We start from the raw sequence: 20,558 nt of genomic DNA on the forward strand, positions 1-20,558 counted from the left end.
GATCCGTCAGAAGCCGGTCACGCCCTTGGCGAGGGCGGTGGTGCCCATGACCATGAACACGACGGCGATGACGGTGTGATTGTTCGCCTGTAGCCAATTCTTCAGGCGGGCGAGGGCGCCGCGCAGTTGATCGGCTGCGACGGCGTATCCGCCGACGGGGACGAGCACCGAGGCTGCGCCCAGGAGGACGAAGACGGTCAGGGCCGCTGCCGTACCGGTCGGATTCAGGTCCGCGGTGCCGATGGTGACTCCCGCGGTGATGCACAGGAGCAGGTTCTTCGGATTCAGCAGGGACACCAGCAGTCCGAAGCCCGCGGCCTTGGCGACCCCGAGTTCGTCGATGGCCTTCATCCACCCCGGAATCGAATCGTCCTTGCGACTGCCCCACTGGCGCACCGCGATGTACACCAGCAGCAGGCCCATGACGGTCTTGATCACCGAGGCCGCGATCGACGGCTGGCTCGCCGACCGCATCAAACCCGATGCCGCGGCGGCGGTGACGAGGCCCGTGACCGTCACGATCCCCGTCACCCACCCGAGTGCGAAGCCCGCGCTCGCCCGTCCGGCATTGGCGGACAACAGCATGAGGATGGCCGCCACCACCGGAATGGGCGAGAGCGCCACACCGATCGCCAAGGGCAGCAGGTCTGCGATCACGAGGCCATCGACGCGAGATTGCGCCAGAAGTTGACGAGGCTGTCGGTGCCGCCGAACAGGGTCGTGAAGTTGGTGGAGTCGGCCATCACGATGTCACCGGCGCGAACATCGTTGGGCGGCAACCACAGCAGGGTGTTGAACTCGGTATTGCCCGCCTCGATGAACGGATGCGGGCGGGACAACTCGATCGGCTGCCGGGCGAGCAGTCGCACCGAATCGCTCTCCGGCTCGGTGAGCTGGTAGTGCGGCAGGTGCGGGTGGAAGTTGAACGTGGTGACGTTGTCGAGCAGGCGCGGCGTGTCCAGATCGCGGAACGCCGTGAGCGGCGCGATCGACTTGGTGCCCTCGACGACGGCCGGACGCAGGCCGTACACATTGTGGACGGGGACGTTCAGGGCCGTCATCAGCGAACGCGTGTACGCGCCGAACCGCTGCTGGCGCGGAACCAGCGGGTCACCGTGGTGCTCGAACTCCACCTGACGCTGCGCCAGGTCATCGGTGAAACCGACATCGTGGTGCGGAGCGAGCAACAGACAGGTGCCCTCCCGCTGCAACCACTGCTGGATGGCGGCGATCTCCTCCGGCGCCGCCGCCTCTTGCGCGAGCAGGTGATCCAGGCCGAAGACCATGAGGGTGTCGGTGTCGGCCAGGATGCGCTCGTCGATCGGAAGCTTGTATCCGGCCTGGTCGATGCGCTGGAACACCGCCACCGGATGCCCGGTCACCTCGTCGGCCAGCTGCTGGAAGTGCAGGGTCGAGCGGTGGAACAGTTCGAGGGTGCCCGCGATGCCCTGCAGGAAGTGGGCGGCGTCGTATTCGGGGGTCTCGTAGGCGGGCCAGAGGACCTGGCGCACCTCGGTCATGGTGGAGAAGCGGTTGTCCAGCTCGGCCGGATTCCGCTGGGACTCCCAGGGATAGCTCCAGGTCCAGTAGATGCTGATGCGGCGTTTGCCCGGCGTGTAGGGGCGGGCCACGTGGGACTGGTTATAGGTTCGGGCCGGAGTGAACGAGCTCATGCTTCCTCGCTGTCGGTGAGAGTGGTCAGGTAGCGCAGGGCCCGCAGCCCCGGCAGGAAGAAATAAGCGCCACCGGTCACGGTGGTGAACGCGGGAATTCCCTTGATGGTCTTGCGAATCGGGCGCTTCGGAATCTTGTATTCCAAGGTGCCGTCCTGATTGCCGATGATCGGATCGCGCTCGTTGCCGAGTTCGTGGAACGTCTTGTCGTTGACCCACACGTTCTGGGCGAACTCGAACTGACGCACCAGGCTGGCACACAGGATGAAGGCTGCGATCCCGCGATCCGCACCGTCCTCGGGCGTGCCCTCGGGCAGATGCGGACCGTAGGTGGCGCCGCGCCGAATCATGCGGCGGCGCTGGATGTTCACGCCGGTATCGCGCGGATTCATGCGGCGCATGTGGGAGCCGAGCGGTACCGCGTAGCCGTGCGGATCCATCTCCTTGTAGTTGAAATCGTTGTTGCGCGACAGATCCGCGCCCAGCTCCGGGTCATCGGTTTCCGGAGCGAGGACCAGCGGCGCGCCACTGCGCCACCGGCCCATCAGCTTGGCCGCCACCATTTCCTGCTCGTCGGCGGTCGCGCCGTGCTCGGCCAGGAAGTCGCGGAACCGCCCCACATGCTCGCGTAGTCGGCGGTAGGCCATGAAGGTGCCGTTGCGCGAAAGTACTTCGGGCCGTGGCTGTTCCTTCGGTTCGCCTCGCTCGTCGGGGTAGCCCAGGATGAATTCCCCGGCCTTCACCGGCGCGCCGCTGCCAGGGGTGGGTTCCTCGCCGCTGCCCTCGATCACGGGCTGCGACAGGCGATCCCGGTAACCGAAGTGGTCGTGCGCGTAGTCGAACGGCGGCACCGCCTCCAGATCCAGCGAGGACAGCACGGTCACGCCCGGGAAGGCGGCGAGCAGGGCATTGTGGTCGGCCACCCGGCGTTCGCGTTCGGCGGCGTCGCGGGCGAAGAGGATCACGATGGCGTGCAGATCCTCGCCCGCTGTGCCGTCGACCCAATGGTCGGGATGATTGGCGCCCTCATCGCCCAGAACCTCCGCCCGGGCGGCCATGCCCTGGCGGAATTCCTCCGGAAAACTGGCCAGCGCGTCCGCCGGGACGCCCAGGGCGCGCAGGCCGTTCCAGGTGAAAGCCACGGACACCCACTGCTTGTCGGTATCGACCGACTCCTGGAGATCGGCGGCCGAGGGTACCCGGTCGGTCATGGCCGCGAGCCATGCGCGCGCCCCGGCCGGGTCGGCGAAAGAGAGGAATTCGTAGCGCCCGGTCAGAGCGGGCACCCGGGTCAGCAGGATGTGCTGGATATCGTCGAATTCGAGCACGATCGATCCCGCTACTGCATCTCGTCGAGCATGTTCGAGAATGCCGACTTGAGTCGCAGGGCCTTCTTGATCTCGTCCGAGGTCACGTACGGGTATTCGCCGTACTCGAGGAAGCTCGGGAACTGGTGTTTGCGGAAGAATTCGATGGCGGCGGTGCGGTTGGTGCGCCAATCCTCAGGAAAGCCTTCGAGATTGACGAATGTGGTGGTGAGGCCCGTGGACAGGAACAGGTCCAGAGCGTCCTCGAGGTACTTGTCGAAGTCGGTGTCGAAGATGCCCTGGTACTGGAATGTGAGGCCGTCGCCGATATCGAACAGCACCCAGCGCAGGTAGTGCAGGCGTAGGGGCGCGAGCACGGTCGGGTCCTGTTCGACCGCGGTCTGGATGACCTTGCCGTGCTCCCGGATCGCGGCTTCGTGGCCGGGCTTCACCTTGGCGATGATCGAGAATCCGTAGTTGGCGGGGGTGCGGGGATAGACCGGTCCGTATCGCCCCTGCTCGAATTCGAAATATCCCGTCTCCGGGAGTGCCATGGCGGCAGGCTTGGACCAATCCTCGTTGCTTGTGGCCACGTTCTCGTCCTTCCACTTCGATCTGGCTGCGGTAGCTGGAACATAACCAACTGTAGGGAGGGGACATGTCGATCGCTTATCATTGCGGGACAGAAGATTGATCATTTGGGGACATCGGAGAGACGTTGAAACCGCTGGCCCGTTACGCGGCACTGAATGAGTACGTTGACCTGGGTACATCGCTGGGAATCGACCCGGTGGGGTTATTGCGCGCATCGGGTCTGGATCCCGCCGGGCTGAGCTTGCAGGACCGATGGGTTCCCGCCGCGGCGATAGCTGACCTCCTCGAACGCTCGGCCGCCGCGGCCGACTGCCCCGATTTCGGGTTGCGCCTGGCCGCCCGCCGCCGCTTCGCCAACCTGGGTCCGCTGAGCCTGGTCATCCGCGAGGAACCCGACGTGCGCAGCGCGCTGACCGTGATGTCGCGGCACGAGGACACCTACAACGAGGCGCTGCGCACTCGCCTGACCGAACAGAACGGCCTCGCCACCATCCGCCTGACCCTGGATACCGGCCAGCCCGGCGAGACCCGCCAGTCCATCGAACTGGCCGTGGGCGTCCTGCACGGCCTGCTCGCTGGTTTCCGCGGCGCCGCGTGGCAGCCCGTCGAGGTCCGCTTCACCCACCCCGCCCCGCCCGACCCCCGCGCCCATTACCGCGCCTTCGGCCCACACGTCGCCTTCGGCCAGGACTTCAACGGAATACTCACCTACACAAGCGATCTCGACGCCCCCAACGCCATGGCCGACCCCCAGCTGCGCGCCTACACCCAGCAGCTCCTGGACCCCGTCCTCCCCATCCGCCCGGTCACCACCGCCGAACGCGTCCGCGAACTCATCGAACTACTCCTCCCCACCGGCCGCTGCTCGATCGACAATGTCGCCCGCAGCCTCGGCGTCGACCGCCGCACCATCCACCGCCGCCTGGCCGCCGAAGGCGAAACCTTCACCTCCCTCCTCGACTCCACCCGCGCCGAACTGGCCCGTCACCTGGTCGCCAACCCCCGCCGCTCCCTCACCGAGACCGCCGGCCTCCTCGGCTACTCCGCCCCCGCCAACTTCTCCCGCTGGTTCCGCCGCCACCACGGCTGCAGCCCCGCCGAATGGCGTCGCGCGCGAATGGCGACCGATATCCCTTGACCTCCCGAATCGGGGATATCCGGGCCTCCGGTCGGATACGCTGCGCGGTTGAGTTGAAAAGATCGCGCTTCAGTGTGGATTCGGGGTGTCAATAGTGTCTGTTGGGTCGCTGGGTAATGGCCGACGGTGGATGTGCGCCGCCATCGCGGCGCTCGCGGTCACCACGGCGACGGCGGGCAGCGTCGCCGCGGACCCGGCTCCGGCGGGCAAAGAGCTCGTGGTGCTGGGGGATTCGTTCTCCGCCAACGACTGGGACCATTTCGAGGGCAAGAACGACTGCAACCGTCACGGCGCCACGGCCTGGCCGGTGCAGCTCGCCACACTGATGGGCGTGCACGGAACCGAACAGGTATCCGACCCGTCATGCCCCGGCGCGTCGATCGACAGCGGCCCCGGCTGGACCATGGCTCAGCAGGCACAGCGGGCGGACAAAGAGGGCGCTTTCGGGCCGAACACCAAACTGGTGACACTGCAATTCGGGATGAACGATAAATGGGGAACGTCGGATCAGACCCTGTTCACGTCGCTGCAGTCCTGCGTTTTCAACCTCGAACTGGGCTGTGACCCGGACTCGGTCGAGCAAGGCCGCATGACCGACTACACCGGCGTCTCCGGCGCCCTGATGGCCAAGCGAATGAGCAACGCCGTCACCTACATCAAGTACTACGCGCCGAACGCCCGCATCGTCCTGGTCGGCTACCCGGAGGTCTTGACCCCGGGCAGCACCGCCATCTGCCTCTCCGTCCTGGGTGTCGCGCCGTTCGTCAACCCGCGCGGCCGCGCACTGGTGGAATTCCTCGATCGCATCGACGTAGCTCAGCGAGAAGCCGCCCAGCTGCTGGGCATCGACTTCTTCGACGCCCGCGCCCTCTCCGCCGGCCACGACCTCTGCTCCCCGCAGCCTTGGCTGAACGGAATCCTGGACCCCCGCACCGGAATCGACGGCCTCCCCTTCCATCCGTCGACCCAGGGCGACACCGTCCTCGCGAACGCGATCCACAGCCGATACGGACACTGACCGTGGGTCTTCGGCGGTGGATGTGCGCGGCCATCGTGGCGTTCGCGGTCACCACGGCGACGGCGGGCGGCGGCGCGGCGGATCCGGCTCCGGCGGGCAAAGAGCTTGTGGTGCTGGGGGATTCGTTCTCCGCCAACGACTGGAATCATTTCGACGATTCGTACGGCTGCAATCGTCACGGGCCCACGGCCTGGCCGGTGCAGCTGGCCAGACTGATGGATGTGTACGGGACGGAGCAGGTGTCCGACACGTCGTGTCCGGGCGCGTCGATCGACAGCGGGCCCGGATGGACCCTGGGTCAGGAAGCGGCGCGGGCGGAGGCGGCGGGCGCTTTCGGGCCGAACACCGAACTGGTGACACTGCAATTCGGGATGAACGACACATGGGGAACATCAGCTCGGACGCTGTGGAGTTCCTTGCATTCCTGCGTATTCAACCTCGAACAGGGTTGTGACCCGGACTCCGTCGCCCAGGGGCGAATGACGGATTACACCGGTGTCTCCGGTGCGCTGATGGCCCATCGCATGAGCAATGCCGTCACCTATATCAAGTACTACGCCCCGAACGCGCGCATCGTCCTGGTCGGCTACCCCGAACTCTTCGCCCCGGGCAGCAGCACCATCTGCCTCTCCATCCTGGGCGCGTCGCCATTCATCAACCCGCGCGGCCGCGCGCTGGTCGAGTACCTCGATCGGATCGACCTGGCGCAACAAGAAGCCGCCCAGCTGCTGGGCATCGATTTCTTCGATACCCGCGCCCTCACCGCCGGCCACGACCTGTGCTCGCCGCAGCCTTGGCTGAACGGAATCCTGGACCCTCGCACCGGAATCGACGGCCTCCCCTTCCATCCGTCGACCCAGGGTGACGCTGTCCTCGCGAACGCGATTCACAGCCGATACGGACACTGATCCCGCGCCGACGACGCCGGCGCGGGATCAGTGCGAGAAGGACCTAGGCTAGCGGCCATCTCCCACCGGCGGCTTGTCTGCAACAGCAACGATGTAGTCCAGCCAAGGGGCCCAGAACGAAGCTCCTCGTGGGCCGAAAAAGCCCCGAATCAACGGATTGATTCTCCTCATCTCCGGCTGCCTGAGCTTACGGCTGACATACTCCGCATAATGCGGGTAGACGTGATCGCGGATGGAGTGGACTCGCACATTTTCGAATCCGGCGGCTATGAGCGCTTGGCGGTATTCCTCCGCATTGGTGTGATTCTGGCGGGCGGTCGTGAATATTCCGCGCACCACTATGCCCGCGGGGCGTAAACGGCTGGTCCTGCTTGCGAGCGGCACAACATCGGCGGTCACCAACCGGCCGCCAGGCGCCAGGACTCGGAATGCTTCATCGAAGAATCGTGGACGCGACGGAAAGTGCAGCGCCGATTCGAGCGCGGTCACTTTCGTTGCGGACGCATCGGGCTGAGGCAGATCGCTCGCGGACCCGTGCACATAATCCACGATATCGCTGAGTCCTCGTTCGGCGGCCCGTGTGGTCGATATCTCGATCTGTTTCGCGGATATATTTACGCCTGTAATCCGCTTCGGGCCGAATTCATCCGCCCAGAGAAAATCTTGATCGCCGAATCCGCAGCCGACGTCGACCACCACATCGTCCGACCCGAGGCTCGCTTCGGTCGCTACCAGCCGGGCCAGCGCCGCGCCCGCTTGATCGAACGTTTGGGGGCTGTCCTTCCAGTAGCCCAGATTGAAGAACATCGATTCTTCGCCCAGCCAGTTGGATGCGGTGAGAATATCGTCGTACAGCCGACTGAATCGACGAGGAATCGCGGGCACGAAGACCAAGGACGCGAACCACCCCCATTCGCGAACCCATCGCATAATGCGTCGGGTCGAGCTCTCGGAGTCGCGAAACTCCATAACTGTCATGATGCTGCCCCCTCCAGGCGATGGAACCCCGCCGATATGCGGGGCCACTCGCCGATGCTAGCAGTCTGTCCACGCCGTTGTCAGAACATGTTCATGAGGCAACTTCGGGTCGTGAGAGGGCATGGTAAGGGCTCCTACATGGGTGTTCGCGTGGCGACCCTTGCATCGAACAGGAACCTGTTCTACGTTTGGTGAAGCGGTTCTGACCGGCCCGACGATCCTGCCGGGCCAGATCCGAGGGGTGGGAAATCACGTATGAGGAGTCATATGTCGGCGTTCGCGGCGTTTCAGGTATTGGATGCGTACGCCCATCGATGCGAATGCGGTGTCGACCCTTTCCGTCGCTGATGCCATTCGCGACAATTTCGTGGTTTATCCCTCTGTGTATATCTGCGGCAATACATCGCAACTCAACTTCACACGACTTGGCTAGGGGATTGGTATGACTCGGGTATATCCAGAGCGCGCTGAGCTTCTCGATGACGAACCCGAGCGGACGCAGCCGATCGCGATAGTGGGTACGGGCTGCCGGTTTCCGGGCGGGGTGGAGTCGTCAGATGACCTGTGGCAGTTGGTCATCGACGGTCGTGATGGCCTCTCGGAGTTTCCGGCGGACCGCGGCTGGGACCTGGAACACCTGTACGACCCGGAGCCGGGTGTGCCGGGCAAGTCCTATGTGCGCGTGGGCGGATTCCTCCACCAATCATCCGAGTTCGACGCCGAGTTCTTCGGGATCAGTCCTCGCGAGGCGTTGGCGATGGACCCTCAGCAGCGAGTGCTGCTGGAAACCGCTTGGGAGGCGCTGGAATCAGCGGGCATCGACCCCTCCGCGCTACGCGGAAGCGACACCGGGGTGTTCTGCGGGGTGATGCACAACGACTATGGGGTCGGCGTCGGCGGGCAGGTTCCGGTCGACGTCGAGGGCTATCAATTGACCGGCGGTTCATCCAGTGTGGTGTCGGGTCGGGTGTCCTACGTGTTGGGGTTGGAGGGCCCGGCGGTTTCGGTGGACACTTCGGCCTCGTCATCGTTGGTGGCGCTGCATCTGGCAGTCCAGGCGTTGCGGTCGGGGGAGTGTTCGCTGGCGCTGGCCGGTGGTGTGACGGTGATGTCCACACCCGCGACGTTCGTCGAGTTTTCCCGGCAGCGGGGGCTCGCTGTCGATGGTCGGTGTAAGCCGTTCGCCGATGCCGCCGACGGGACAGCCTGGGGTGAGGGCTCGGGTGTGCTGGTGCTGGAACGGTTGTCGGATGCCCGACGCAACGGGCATCGGGTGCTGGCGGTGGTGCGGGGTACCGCGGTCAATCAGGATGGTGCGTCGAATGGGTTGACCGCGCCGAACGGGCGCTCCCAGCAGCGAGTGATCCGGCGAGCGTTGGCCAATGCCGGGGTGTCCGCCGCCGAGGTCGACGTGGTGGAGGCGCACGGCACCGGGACCAGGGTGGGTGATCCGATCGAGGCGCGGGCGTTGCTGGCCACCTACGGGCAGGACCGGCCGGCGGATCGGCCGGTGTGGCTGGGTTCGGTCAAATCGAATATCGGGCACACGCAGGCGGCTGCCGGTGTGGCCGGGGTGATCAAGATGGTCCAGGCGCTGCGGCGAGGAATTCTGCCCAAGACACTGCAGGTGGATTCGCCGTCCACACAGGTGGATTGGACCGCCGGGCGGGTGGAACTGCTCACTGAGCAACGCGACTGGCCGATGGTCGATCGGCCGCGTCGTGCCGCGGTGTCGGGGTTCGGTGTCAGCGGCACCAATGCCCACGTCATCCTCGAGCAGGCGCCGGAGTCGGTGACCGAACCGGTGACCGATCCCGCGATCGGTGGAGACGGGTCAGTGGCGTGGGTGGTGTCGGGTCGGAGCCCGGAGGCGTTGGCGGGGCAGGCATCTCGGCTGTCGGACTACCTGGGCCGGCATCCGGATGTGGATCCGGTGGATGTGGCGGTGACATTGGCGGGTCGGTCGCGTTTCGATCATCGCGCGGTGGTCGTGGGCGGGGACCGAGCGGCGTTGCTGAGCGGTTTGGCGGCGGTGGCCGACGGGTTGCCTGGTGGTGATGTGGTGTCGGGGATCGCACGTGCGCACGGCAAGACGGCGTTGGTGTTTCCGGGTCAGGGTGCGCAGTGGCTGGGGATGGGGCGGGAGTTGCTGGTTTCCTCGCCGGTGTTCGCGCGGAAGATGGCCGAGTGTGATCGGGCGTTCGCTCCCTTGGTGGAGTGGTCGTTGCCGGATGTGCTTGCCGCCGATGACGCGGAGTGGCTCGAGCATGTCGAGATCGTGCAGCCGGTGTTGTTCGCGATGATGGTGTCGCTGGCGGAGTTGTGGCACTCGGTCGGTGTCATACCCGATGCGGTGGTGGGTCATTCCCAGGGAGAGATCGCCGCAGCGCATGTCGCGGGCGGGTTGTCGCTCGAGGATGCCGCCCGGATCGTGATCGGCCGGTCGGCGGCATTGTCGGCGTTGGCGGGTCAGGGCGCGATGGCGTCGGTGTTCACGTCGCGGGAGCGGGTCGAGGAGCTGCTCGAGGGGTTCGACGGGTTGACGGTGGCGGTGGTCAATGGCCCGGGGTCGACGGTGGTTTCCGGTGCGATCGCGTCGGTGGAGTCGTTGTTGGGTGAGTGTGAGCGACGTGGTGTTCGTGCCCGGCGGGTGGCGGTGGACTACGCCTCGCACTCGGCCCAGGTCGACCAGCTCCGTGATCACCTGATGCGGGCGCTGACCACAGACCGGACACCACCACGCGAGACCGGATCGCCGCGGGCGGCGTTCTATTCGACTGTCACCGGTACGGTCCTGGATCCGGCCGTGCTGGACGCGGACTATTGGTACCGGAATCTGCGGGACACGGTGTGTTTCGAGCAGGCGCTGCGGGCATTGCGCGCGGACGGGTACACCGTGTTCGTCGAGGCGAGCCCGCACCCGTTGCTGGGTGTCGACATCGAACAGATCTGTGAGGCTTCGGCTTCCGATGGTGGCCCGGATCCGGTGATCGTGGGTTCGTTGCAGCGCGACCAGGACGGTGTTCTCGCGTTCACCCGCTCGATGGCTCGCTTGGATGTGGCGGGTGTGGGTGTCCAGTGGGATGCGGTGTCGGGGGGCCGTGGGCGACGTGTGGAGTTGCCGGGCTATGCGTTCCAGCGCCGCCGATATTGGTTGAGTTCGTCGGGGGTCGGTGCTGCGTCGTCGTCGGGGCCGTCGGAGGCCGGGCATCCGGCGGAACGTCGCGTCCCGGAGGCTGTGATGGGTCTGCGGCAGCGGTTGGCGGGGCTGACCGACGCCGAGCGAAAAGCGTTGGTGCTGGGCATTGTTCGCGGTCAGGCCGCCGACGTGCTGGGTCACGACAGTGGTGTCGCTATCGATGCCGGCCGTAATTTCCGGGATCTGGGTTTCGATTCCTTGACCGCCGTCGAGGCGCGCAACCGGTTGAACACGGTCACCGGGTTGCGATTGCCCGCGTCCCTGGTCTTCGACTATCCGACACCGGACGCGGTGACCGCGCACATCCTCTCCCAGCTCACCGACACCGATATCGCCGCGGCTTCGGAATCGGCATCGCTGATGCCACTGTCGTCGTCGGAACCGGTGGCGATCGTGGGAGTGGGGTGTCGGTTTCCGGGCGGGGTGTCTTCCGCGGAAGAGTTGTGGCAGTTGGTGGTTGACGAGCGTGATGTGATCTCGGGGTTCCCGACCGACCGCGGCTGGGACGGAGTGTTCGATCCGGCGCCGGGCGTGGAGGGCAAGTCGTACACGAATGAGGGCGGATTCCTGTACGACGCGGCCGAGTTCGACGCCGGGTTCTTCGGGATCAGTCCGCGTGAGGCGATCGGGATGGACCCACAGCAGCGGATCCTGCTGGAAACGGTGTGGGAGGCACTCGAACACGCGAGGATCCGCCCTGCGACGCTGCGGGGCAGCGACACCGGCGTGTACGTCGGTGTGATCGACCAGTCCTACGGTGTCGGCGCGGGTGGTGGTGACGGGGCCGGGGACGGCGGGTTCACCGGTGTGACAGCGAGTGTGGTGTCGGGTCGGGTGTCGTATGTGCTCGGGTTGGAAGGCCCTGCGGTGTCGGTGGATACGGCGTGTTCGGCGGGTCTGGTGGCGTTGCATCAGGCGGCGGCGGCGTTGCGGTCGGGGGAGTGTTCGCTGGCCTTGGCCGGTGGTGTGACGGTGATGGCGACGGCGGGAATGTTCGTCGAGTTCTCGCGGCAGCGGGGGTTGGCCCCGGATGGTCGGTGCAAGCCGTTCGCGGAGGCGGCCGACGGGACGGCGTGGGGTGAGGGCTCGGGTGTGCTGGTGCTGGAGCGGTTGTCGGATGCGCGACGCAACGGGCACCGGATCTTGGCGGTGGTGCGTGGTTCGGCGGTGAATCAGGATGGCGCGTCGAATGGGTTGACCGCACCGAATGGTCCTTCGCAGCAGCGGGTGATCCGGCGCGCGTTGGACAATGCCGGGGTGTCGGCCGCCGAGGTCGATGTGGTGGAGGCCCACGGCACCGGGACCAGGTTGGGTGATCCGATCGAGGCGCAGGCATTGCTGGCGACTTATGGTCAGCGCGATCGTGATTCGGAACCCGTGTGGTTGGGTTCGGTCAAATCGAATATCGGGCACACCCAGGCGGCTGCGGGGTTGGCCGGTGTGATCAAGATGGTGCAGGCCCTGCGCCACGGGGTGCTGCCCAAAACCCTGCACGTGGACGCGCCGTCCTCGCAGGTGGATTGGACCGCGGGACACGCCGATCTGCTGAGTCGGGCACGGGACTGGCCGGAGGCCGATCGTCCGCGACGGGCCGCGGTGTCGGCGTTCGGGATCAGCGGCACCAATGCCCACGTCATCCTCGAACAAGCGCCTGTCAGCGAGCCGGCGCCGCAACGGCAGACACCGATGGATGGGTCGGTCCCGGTGGCCTGGATGGTGTCGGCAAGAACCCGGGATGGGTTGGCGGAACAGGCATCTCGGTTGTCGTCCTACCTGGGGCGGCGTCCGGATGTGGACGCGGTGGATGTGGCCGCGACGTTGTCGGGGCGTTCGCGGTTCGATCATCGCGCGGTGATCGTGGGCGGGGATCGGGCGCAGTTGCTGGACGGGCTCGACGCGGTCGCTCGGGGGCTACCCGCCGGTGCCGGCGCCGTGGTGTCGGGGGTTGCCGGCAGCCACGGTAGGACGGTGCTGGTGTTCCCGGGGCAGGGTGCGCAATGGCTGGGGATGGGACGGGAGTTGCTGACTTCCTCGCCGGTGTTCGCGCAGGCCATGACCGAGTGCGATCGGGTGTTCTCCACGTTGGTGGACTGGTCGCTGCTCGAGGTGCTCGACGGTGGCGAAGGTGCGCCCTCGCTGGAGCGTGTCGAGATTGTGCAGCCGGTGTTGTTCGCGGTGATGGTGTCGCTGGCGCGGCTGTGGCGTTCGGTCGGTGTGGAACCCGATGCCGTGGTGGGTCATTCCCAGGGAGAGATCGCCGCGGCCCAGGTGGCCGGTGTGTTGTCGCTCGAGGATGCCGCCCGGATCGTGATCCTGCGCTCGGCGGCGTTGACGGCGTTGGCCGGTCGGGGCGCGATGGTGGCGGTCGGGCTCTCGGTCGAGCAGGTCGAGCGACTGCTCGAGCGGTTCGACGGGTTGGCGGTGGCTGTGGTCAACGGCCCGGGATCGACGGTGGTGTCCGGTGACATCGGGCAGATGGAGTTGTTCCTGACCGAGTGCGAGCGACTCGATGTCCGCGCCCGTCGGATCGCCGTGGATTATGCCTCGCATTCCCCCCAGGTCGAGCAACTCCGCGAGCACCTGCTCGGCGCACTCACCGAAATCCGGCCGCGTTCACAAGATTCCACCGGTTCGAGAGGTTCGTCGGGGGTGGCGTTCTATTCCACTGTCACCGGCACGATCCTGGACCCGGCCGAATTGGATGCCCGGTACTGGTTCCGCAATCTGCGGGAAACGGTGCGTTTCGAGCAGGCCGTGCGGGCATTGCGCCGCGACGGATACAGCGTGTTCGTCGAGGCCAGTCCACACCCCCTGCTGACCGTCGACCTCGAACAGATCTGTGCGGCAGCCGATCCCGACGGCGGCGTTCCCCCGAACACCCATGACCCGGTGATCGTGGGTTCGCTGCTGCGTGGCGAGGATTGCGCGGTCGCGTTCACGCGTTCGATGGCCCGGTTGGACGTGTCGGGTGTGGATGTGGCGTGGGATGCGGCGGGCCAGGGGCGTGGTCGCCGAATCGAGTTGCCCACGTACGCGTTCCAGCGTCACCGCTATTGGCTGACCTCGACCGGGACCGGTGACGCGGCGGCGTTGGGGTTGGCCGGGGCCGGGCATCCGCTGTTGGGTGCGGTGATGGTGTCCGCGGACACGGGTGCGGTGGTGTTGACGGGTCGGTTGTCGTTGGCGTCGCAGCCGTGGCTGGGTGATCACGCCGTCGGCGGGGTGGTGTTGTTCCCCGGAACCGGGTTCGTGGAGTTGGCGATGCGGGCCGGGGAGGAAGTCGGCTGCCCGGTGTTGCGGGACCTGACACTGACGACCCCGTTGGCGTTGACCGCCGAGACCGCGGTGCAACTGCAGGTCGTGGTCGATGACAATGACGGGCAGGGTGTACGGCGGGTGATGGTGTATTCCCGTGCTGCCGGTGACCCGCAGGCGGGTTGGGTCACTCATGCCGAGGGGGCGCTCGAACCGCAGGGTGCCGATCTCGCGAATTCGGTTGCCGCCGGAGCGATGTCGGAGGGGTTGGCGGTCTGGCCGCCCCGCGGCGCGGTGGCGGTGGGGGTGGACGATCTGTACGCGGTGCTGGCGGAGCTCGGATATGACTACGGTCCGACTTTCCAGGGGTTGCGGTCGTTGTGGCGTCGTGGCGAGGAGTTGTTCGTCGAAGCGGCACTGCCGGATTCGGTGCGTGATGCGTCGGGGTTCGGGCTGCATCCGGCCTTGCTGGATTCGGTGCTGCATGCCGCGGTGATGGCCGGTGCCGATGGCGAGGTGATGTTGCCGTTCGCGTGGTCGGAGGTGACGCTGCATGCGGTCGGCGCATCGGTGGTGCGGGCCCGGATCGCGCCGACTGATTCCGGCGCCGGCGTGGTGGCGATCGAGGTTGCCGACACCGCCGGTCGCCCGGTGCTGACGGCCGGGTCGTTGACCTTGCGGCCGGTGTCGCCGGGACAATTGGGCGCCGCGAGTACGCGTGAGCGGTTGTGCGCGGTGCGGTGGACACCCGCGCCGGCTCCGATCCCGAGTGCGGGGTCGACGCCGGAGTCTCGGGTGTTCACCACGGTCGAGGAATTCTTTGCCTGGACGCGCGACGAGACCGCGTCGGTGCCGCCGGTGGTGGTGCTGGACCGGCGTGCGACCGTCGACACGGCTGAGGATGTGCCGCGGCGAGTGCATCGGGCGACCGGTGAGGTGCTGGTCGGGTTGCAGGCCTGGCTGGGTGAGCCGCGGTTCTCCGCCAGTGTGTTGGTGGTGTCGACCTGCGGGGCGGTCGCGCGTGCGGGTGAGCGGATCACTGATCTGGCCGGCGCCGCGGTGTGGGGTCTGGTGCGTTCGGCACAGTCGGAGGACCCGGGCAGGGTCGTGCTCCTGGACACCGATCACCCCGACGACATGCCGGTGGCGACTCTGGCCGAGGTGTTGGCCTGTGGTGAACCCCAAGTGGTGGTCCGCGGCGGGGTGCTGCACTCGGCCCGACTGACCCGGCTGACTGATTCGCCGGGTCTGGTTGTGCCGGAGTCGGTGTCGTGGCGACTGGAAGCCGGTGACGACACCGTCGATGGACTCGAGCTGAACCCGTGCGGTGCCGCGGATCGACCATTGGGGGAGGGGCAGGTCCGTGTCGCGGTGCGGGCCGGTGGCCTGAACTTCAGAGACGTTCTCATCTGTCTGGGTACGGTGGCCGCGGAGAACACCCTGATGGGCATGGAAGCCGCCGGGGTGGTCGTCGAGGTCGGCCCGGAGGTGGCGGGTTTCGCCGTCGGAGACCGGGTGATGGGGCTGATCGAAGACGGTCTGGGGCCTTTCGTGGTGACGGATCAGAGATTGATCGTCCGCATGCCCGAGGGGTGGTCGTTCGCCGAAGCGGCCACGGTTCCGATTGTGTTCCTCACCGCCTATTACGGGCTCCGGGATTTGGCTCGGGCTCAGCCGGGCGAGACGTTGCTGGTGCACGCGGCTGCCGGCGGCGTGGGTATGGCGGCTACCCAGTTGGCCCGATACTGGGGAATCGAGGTCTACGGGACCGCGAGCCAGGGCAAGTGGGACACCTTGCGCTCCCTGGGATTCGATGAGCAGCACATCGGTGATTCCCGGTCTCTTCATTTCGGAGAACAGTTCATGGCGGCCACGGGTGGTCGTGGTGTGGACATCGTTCTGGACTCGCTGGCCGGGGACTTCGTCGATACCTCTTTGCGGCTGCTGCCGCGCGGCGGTCGTTTCCTGGAGATGGGCAAAACCGATATCCGCGACGGCGGAGAGATCGCCGCTCGCTATCCGGGAGTGCGCTATCGAGCGTTCGACCTGTGGGATGCCGGGCCGGATCGGATCGCGGAGATGCTGGCCGATCTCGAGGCGATGTTCGACAGGGAAGTGATCGTCCCGCTGCCCGTCCGGACATATGACATTCGACGTGCGCAGGACGCGTTCCGATACTTCGGTCAGGCGCGTCATATCGGAAAGATCGCCCTGTCCATCCCGGCCGGTCCCGGTGGCGTGGATTCGGGTGTGGTGTCGGCGGTTTCGGCGGGCACGGTGCTGGTGACCGGTGGGACCGGGGGATTGGGGGCCATGGTGGCCCGGCACCTGGTGGCCGAGTACGGGGTGCGGTCGCTGGTGCTGGCGAGTCGCCGTGGTCCGGCGGCACCGGGGGCGGCGGAGTTGGTCACGGAGTTGTCCGGCCTGGGTACGCGGGTGCGGGTGTCGGCGTGTGATGTGTCGGATCGGGGGGCGCTGGTGGACTTGTTGGCCACGGTTCCCGAGGATGCTCCGTTGACCGGTGTGGTGCATACCGCGGGTGTGCTCGACGACGGTGTGGTGGTGTCGTTGAGCCCGGATCGGGTGGACGCGGTGTTGGCGGCCAAGGCGGATGCGGCGTGGCATCTGCACGAGTTGACCCGTGAGTCGGATCTGGGGTTGTTCGTGTTGTATTCCTCGGTCGCGGGTGTGCTGGGCACCGCGGGGCAGGGCAACTACGCGGCCGCGAACGCGTTCCTCGACGGGTTGGCCGAGTGCCGCCGTGGCGAGGGCCGGACGGCGGTGTCGATCGCGTGGGGTTTGTGGGCCGCGGGCACCGAGATGACCGGACACCTCGGCGAGGCCGACACCACCCGTCTGGGTCGGGGTGGGGTGGTGGCGATGTCGGACGACCAGGGTTTGGCGTTGTTCGACGCCGCTGTGGCGCAACATCATGCGGGTGTGGTCGCTGCCCGCATGGACATGGCCTCGTTGGCCGCCGGTGCGCGCGCCGGCACGCTGGCTCCGTTGCTCGAGGGCTTGCTGCCGGGGGTCCGTCGCGTCCCGGAGGTTGTGGTGGGTCTGCGGCAGCGGTTGGCGGGACTGACCGACGCCGAACGAAAGGCGTTGGTGCTGGACACTGTTCGAGGTCAGGTCGCCGCCGTGCTGGGTCACGACAGTGGTGTGGTCATCGACGCCGGCCGCAATTTCCGCGATCTGGGTTTCGATTCGCTGACCGCCGTCGAGGCGCGCAACCGGTTGAACACCGTCACCGGGTTGCGGTTGCCCGCGACACTGGTCTTCGACTATCCGACACCGGACGCGGTGACCGCGTACCTCCTCACCGAACTCACCGACACCGATGTCTCCGACTCTCTTTCGCGCCTGGAGAAAGAGGTCATGGACATGATCGACGGCAAGAGAATGACCAGCGAGTTCTACTCGAAGCTACTGAACTTGACTCGAATCGCCAGTCGGGCGAACGAGGATCGGGATGCGTCCCCGTCGGAGGACATCATGGCCATGAGTGATCAAACATTGCTTGATCTGCTCGAGGATGAATTCGGTATCTCGTGAAGAATGAGCGCTCGGCATCGCCCCTGATCCGGCGAGACCTCCCGCATCCCCCTCGGCGTGTGCCCCTCTTGGGCGATATCACCCGTATCGACCGCTATCGTCCCATTCAAAATGAAATGGCCCTGGCCGCATCGCTCGGTCCCATCTTCGAACGGAAGGTCCTCGGCCTGCACTTCATCTACGTGACAGGCGCTCGGCTCGCTGCCCAGTGTTCGGATGAAAAGCATTGGGAGCGTGCGCTGTACGGGCCCGTGCTCGAGTTCCAGCGGTTCATGCCGGACGCTCTGTTCGTGGTGGATTCCGACAATCCGCTGTGGGGCCAGGCGCGCCGCATTCTTACTCCGGGATTCGCGCAGAAGGCAATGCGGAGCTATCACCGGGCCATGCAGTCGGTCGCCGATGATCTCGTCGCGGAATGGTCCGCCGGTGACGGCGTGATCGATACGTATTCGGCCATGACGCGGGCCGCGGGGGAAGTCATCGGCCGTGCCGGATTCACCAGGGATCTGGGGCTCTTCCATGATGCGCCCGACAGTGCCGATTCTCGGGCGTTCATCGATTCCCTCGGGGACCTACTGCGAATGGCGTCGGACGCCGGCCTTGCCTTACCCATCGTCGGCCCACTGCGACGGCGGCTGGTCGAACCCAGAGTGCGCCGCGATGTCGAGGTGATACATAGCTTTTCCGACAGAATCATCGCGGAACGACAAGCTCACCCGACGGATGATGAGGATCTGCTCAACCTCATGCTCACTGCTACCGACCCGGAAACCGGCCGACGGTTGCCGACGGACAACGTGCGCGAGCAAGTGCTGACCTTCATGGCGGGAGGCTACGAAACCACAGCCGCACTGCTCGAATCTGTTCTGTACTACATCGCCGCTGACCGGGAACTGCAAGAGCAACTCCGCGCCGAGGTTTCGGCGCGCGGCGGGTTCGACCACAAGGCGATAACCGGGATGCGCCTGATTCGACAGGTTCTCAACGAGTGCCTGAGACTATGGCCGCCGGCGCCGGGCTACTTCCGGAGAGCCCGCACCGACCAGGATCTCGGCGGGTATCGGATCCCTGCCGGGCAAATGGTTTTCGTCCTCGCCCTGGCCGCACATCGCGACAAGGACGTTTGGGGTCCTGACGCCGACGTCTTCGATCCGTCGCGCTTCGAACCCGACCGTTTGCGCGGCCATCCCGACCGGTTCTTCGAGCCGTGGGGCACCGGGCCGCGTAGCTGTATCGGCCGTCAGTTCGCGCTCCACGAAGCCACCTTGCTGATCGCCCGCATTCTGTCCGCTTTCGACCTGAGCACCGACGGCGCACCGCTGGTCATGAGGGAGCGTGGGACGATGCGACCCGAGCCGTATCAGCTGAAGGTCACACCCCGGGCCGGCCGATGAGGCCGGCCCGGGTCGACTACTCCGCGCCGAAGTCGTAGTCGGCGAACGGAAAATGTCGGCCACGCCACCGTGTTTCGAGCGCACCGGCAGGCCGGAAATAGGGCGTGTCACCGTGCGAGTTGCGGTAGTAGGTCGGAACACCCTGCGTCTCGATGTAGCTCCGCAGGAACTGACCGCGCTTGCGAATCTCGGCATGGTAGGCGGCGTGCGCCCGTTGGCTCACCTCGACGGTCGACGCCCGCCGGCGTCGCGCCTCGGTGATCGCTCGAATAGCGTGTGATGCAGTCGTTTCCACCATCCCGTGCCATCCGATATCGGACAACGCGTACGGTCCGACCAGCATCCAGCGGTTCGGCAGGCCGGCTACCGCCACACCCTCGTAGGCCTGTACTCCATGGGCGCCGTAGAACTGGCCGAGATCGAATCCGTCCCGCCCGACAACGGCGCCTGGCGCGTAACTTTCCGGATCGGTGTGCATCTCGTAGCCGGTCGCCAGCACGATGACGTCGTATTTGCGCTCGGTGCCTTCGCTGGTCCGGATGCCCTGCTCGGTGAACTGCTCGATGTCGTCGGTGACCAGGCGAACATTGTCGCGATTGAACACCGCCGGATATCCGGTCGACAGGGTGAGTCGCTTCGCCAGGGGCCCATAGTCGGGTGTCAGCGCGGCGGCCGTTTCGGGGTCGTCGATGGTCCGCCGAAGATACGCTCGGTACAGCCGCTTGGCGAAGGCATCGAAAGCCGCCATCAGCGGTTTCATCACCCTCAGGGGCACATAGGTGGCCAGTCTGGCGATGGGTTCCAACCCCAGCAAGATGATCCCGGGCTGGGCCGCTGCCACAGCCCGCACTCGCAAGGCGGCTTGGAGTCGGCGCGGGACCGGGTAATTGGGTTTGGGTAGGCACCACACGGGCGTCCGCTGGTAGACATCGAGGTGACTCACCTCGGGCGCGATCGCGGGCGTGATCTGCACGGAACTCGCACCGGTACCGATCACGGCCACCCGCTTACCCGCCAGGTCGAGCGCATGGTCCCAGGTGGCCGGGCTCTGCACCGTACCGGTGAAGTCATCGAGACCCTTGATGCCACTGTCGACTTTGGGTCGCAGAAAGGCGCCGACCGCGCTGATCACGAACCTGGCGGTAATGATCTCGTTGTCAGCGGTGTGCAATACCCATCGGCGGTGGGTCTCGTCCCAGACTTCGCGGACGACCTCGGTGTGGAACCGCAGATGCCGATAGAGACCGTAGCGGCGAGCGACATCCTGGTTATACGCCTGAATCTCGGCGCCTGTCGGGAACAGCGTCGGCCAATCGGCCTTGCGCGCGAACGAGTACTGGTAGATGAACGCGGGTACGTCCACGCTGATCCCCGGGTAGGAGTTTTCGCGCCAACTGCCGCCGACCTCGCCCGCGCGTTCCAGAATGGTGAACTCTTCGATCCCCGCGCGCTTGAGTAGCGCACCCGCCGCGATACCGCCGGGACCCGCCCCGATCACCACGATCTCGTGATCGGGTTGCGATGTCGTAGTGCTCATTA

Annotated in this window: 10 protein-coding genes and 1 pseudogene; 5 read left to right on the forward strand and 6 right to left on the reverse strand. The window is 66.2% G+C overall.

All coding sequences use genetic code 11. The annotated features are described in order from the left end of the window. Positions 1 to 6 precede the first annotated feature (6 nt). Genes ACQPYY_RS03710 through ACQPYY_RS03725 form a run of 4 tightly spaced genes read right to left on the reverse strand, consistent with a single transcriptional unit; the run spans position 7 to position 3,534 of the window. Positions 7 to 657 carry a GAP family protein gene (locus tag ACQPYY_RS03710; RefSeq protein WP_433592751.1) on the reverse strand — a complete coding sequence of 217 codons (651 nt, stop codon included), beginning with the start codon at positions 655 to 657 and terminating at the stop codon, positions 7 to 9. Beyond that, positions 654 to 1,673, reverse strand: coding sequence for a hypothetical protein (locus ACQPYY_RS03715; protein WP_433592752.1), 1,020 nt, complete (start codon positions 1,671 to 1,673; stop codon positions 654 to 656). Before ACQPYY_RS03715 ends, ACQPYY_RS03710 begins: the two co-directional genes overlap by 4 nt. Then, positions 1,670 to 3,001 carry a Dyp-type peroxidase gene (locus ACQPYY_RS03720; RefSeq protein WP_433592753.1) on the reverse strand — a complete coding sequence of 444 codons (1,332 nt, stop codon included), beginning with the start codon at positions 2,999 to 3,001 and terminating at the stop codon, positions 1,670 to 1,672. The genes ACQPYY_RS03715 and ACQPYY_RS03720 overlap by 4 nt, the downstream gene beginning before the upstream one ends. Before the next feature lie 11 nt (positions 3,002 to 3,012). Further along, positions 3,013 to 3,534, reverse strand: a complete 522-nt coding sequence (locus tag ACQPYY_RS03725; RefSeq protein ID WP_433594562.1) for a hypothetical protein — start codon at positions 3,532 to 3,534, stop codon at positions 3,013 to 3,015. A 164-nt stretch (positions 3,535 to 3,698) separates the two neighbouring features. On the opposite strand from ACQPYY_RS03725, the gene ACQPYY_RS03730 reads away from it, so the two are divergent. The 3 genes from ACQPYY_RS03730 to ACQPYY_RS03740 all read left to right on the forward strand — a co-directional run bounded on the left by ACQPYY_RS03730 (position 3,699) and on the right by ACQPYY_RS03740 (position 6,638). Further along, positions 3,699 to 4,712: an AraC family transcriptional regulator gene (locus ACQPYY_RS03730; protein ID WP_433592754.1), complete on the forward strand. Its 1,014-nt coding sequence runs from the start codon at positions 3,699 to 3,701 to the stop codon at positions 4,710 to 4,712. 94 nt (positions 4,713 to 4,806) lie between these two features. Further along, a complete protein-coding gene (locus ACQPYY_RS03735; RefSeq protein WP_433592755.1) occupies positions 4,807 to 5,730 on the forward strand; it encodes an SGNH/GDSL hydrolase family protein in 924 nt (307 codons plus the stop codon). A 2-nt stretch (positions 5,731 to 5,732) separates the two neighbouring features. Further along, positions 5,733 to 6,638, forward strand: coding sequence for an SGNH/GDSL hydrolase family protein (locus tag ACQPYY_RS03740; protein WP_433592756.1), 906 nt, complete (start codon positions 5,733 to 5,735; stop codon positions 6,636 to 6,638). A gap of 48 nt (positions 6,639 to 6,686) precedes the next feature. Here ACQPYY_RS03740 and ACQPYY_RS03745 read toward each other — a convergent pair whose 3' ends face one another. Further along, the gene (locus ACQPYY_RS03745; RefSeq protein ID WP_433592757.1) at positions 6,687 to 7,607 is read right to left on the reverse strand and encodes an SAM-dependent methyltransferase; all 921 of its coding nucleotides are present in this window, start codon (positions 7,605 to 7,607) and stop codon (positions 6,687 to 6,689) included. 505 nt (positions 7,608 to 8,112) lie between these two features. On the opposite strand from ACQPYY_RS03745, the pseudogene ACQPYY_RS03750 reads away from it, so the two are divergent. Next, a pseudogene (locus tag ACQPYY_RS03750) lies at positions 8,113 to 17,625 on the forward strand (type I polyketide synthase); the annotation flags it as partial. Further along, positions 17,622 to 19,019, forward strand: coding sequence for a cytochrome P450 (locus ACQPYY_RS03755; RefSeq protein ID WP_433592758.1), 1,398 nt, complete (start codon positions 17,622 to 17,624; stop codon positions 19,017 to 19,019). The pseudogene ACQPYY_RS03750 and the gene ACQPYY_RS03755, both read left to right, overlap by 4 nt. Before the next feature lie 16 nt (positions 19,020 to 19,035). Here ACQPYY_RS03755 and ACQPYY_RS03760 read toward each other — a convergent pair whose 3' ends face one another. Continuing rightward, positions 19,036 to 20,556: a flavin-containing monooxygenase gene (locus tag ACQPYY_RS03760; RefSeq protein ID WP_433592759.1), complete on the reverse strand. Its 1,521-nt coding sequence runs from the start codon at positions 20,554 to 20,556 to the stop codon at positions 19,036 to 19,038. Positions 20,557 to 20,558: the final 2 nt, after the last annotated feature.

Origin of the sequence: Nocardia sp. CA-145437, assembly GCF_050956485.1 — a bacterium.
Classification (GTDB): Bacteria; Actinomycetota; Actinomycetes; order Mycobacteriales; family Mycobacteriaceae; genus Nocardia.

Coding starts and splice junctions, on each gene's coding strand:
- ACQPYY_RS03715 (WP_433592752.1), bottom strand. CDS start 1,673: ATGAGCTCGTTCACTCCGGCCCGAACCTATAACCAGTCCCACGTGGCC.
- ACQPYY_RS03725 (WP_433594562.1), bottom strand. CDS start 3,534: ATGGCACTCCCGGAGACGGGATATTTCGAATTCGAGCAGGGGCGATAC.
- ACQPYY_RS03745 (WP_433592757.1), bottom strand. CDS start 7,607: ATGGAGTTTCGCGACTCCGAGAGCTCGACCCGACGCATTATGCGATGG.
- ACQPYY_RS03760 (WP_433592759.1), bottom strand. CDS start 20,556: ATGAGCACTACGACATCGCAACCCGATCACGAGATCGTGGTGATCGGG.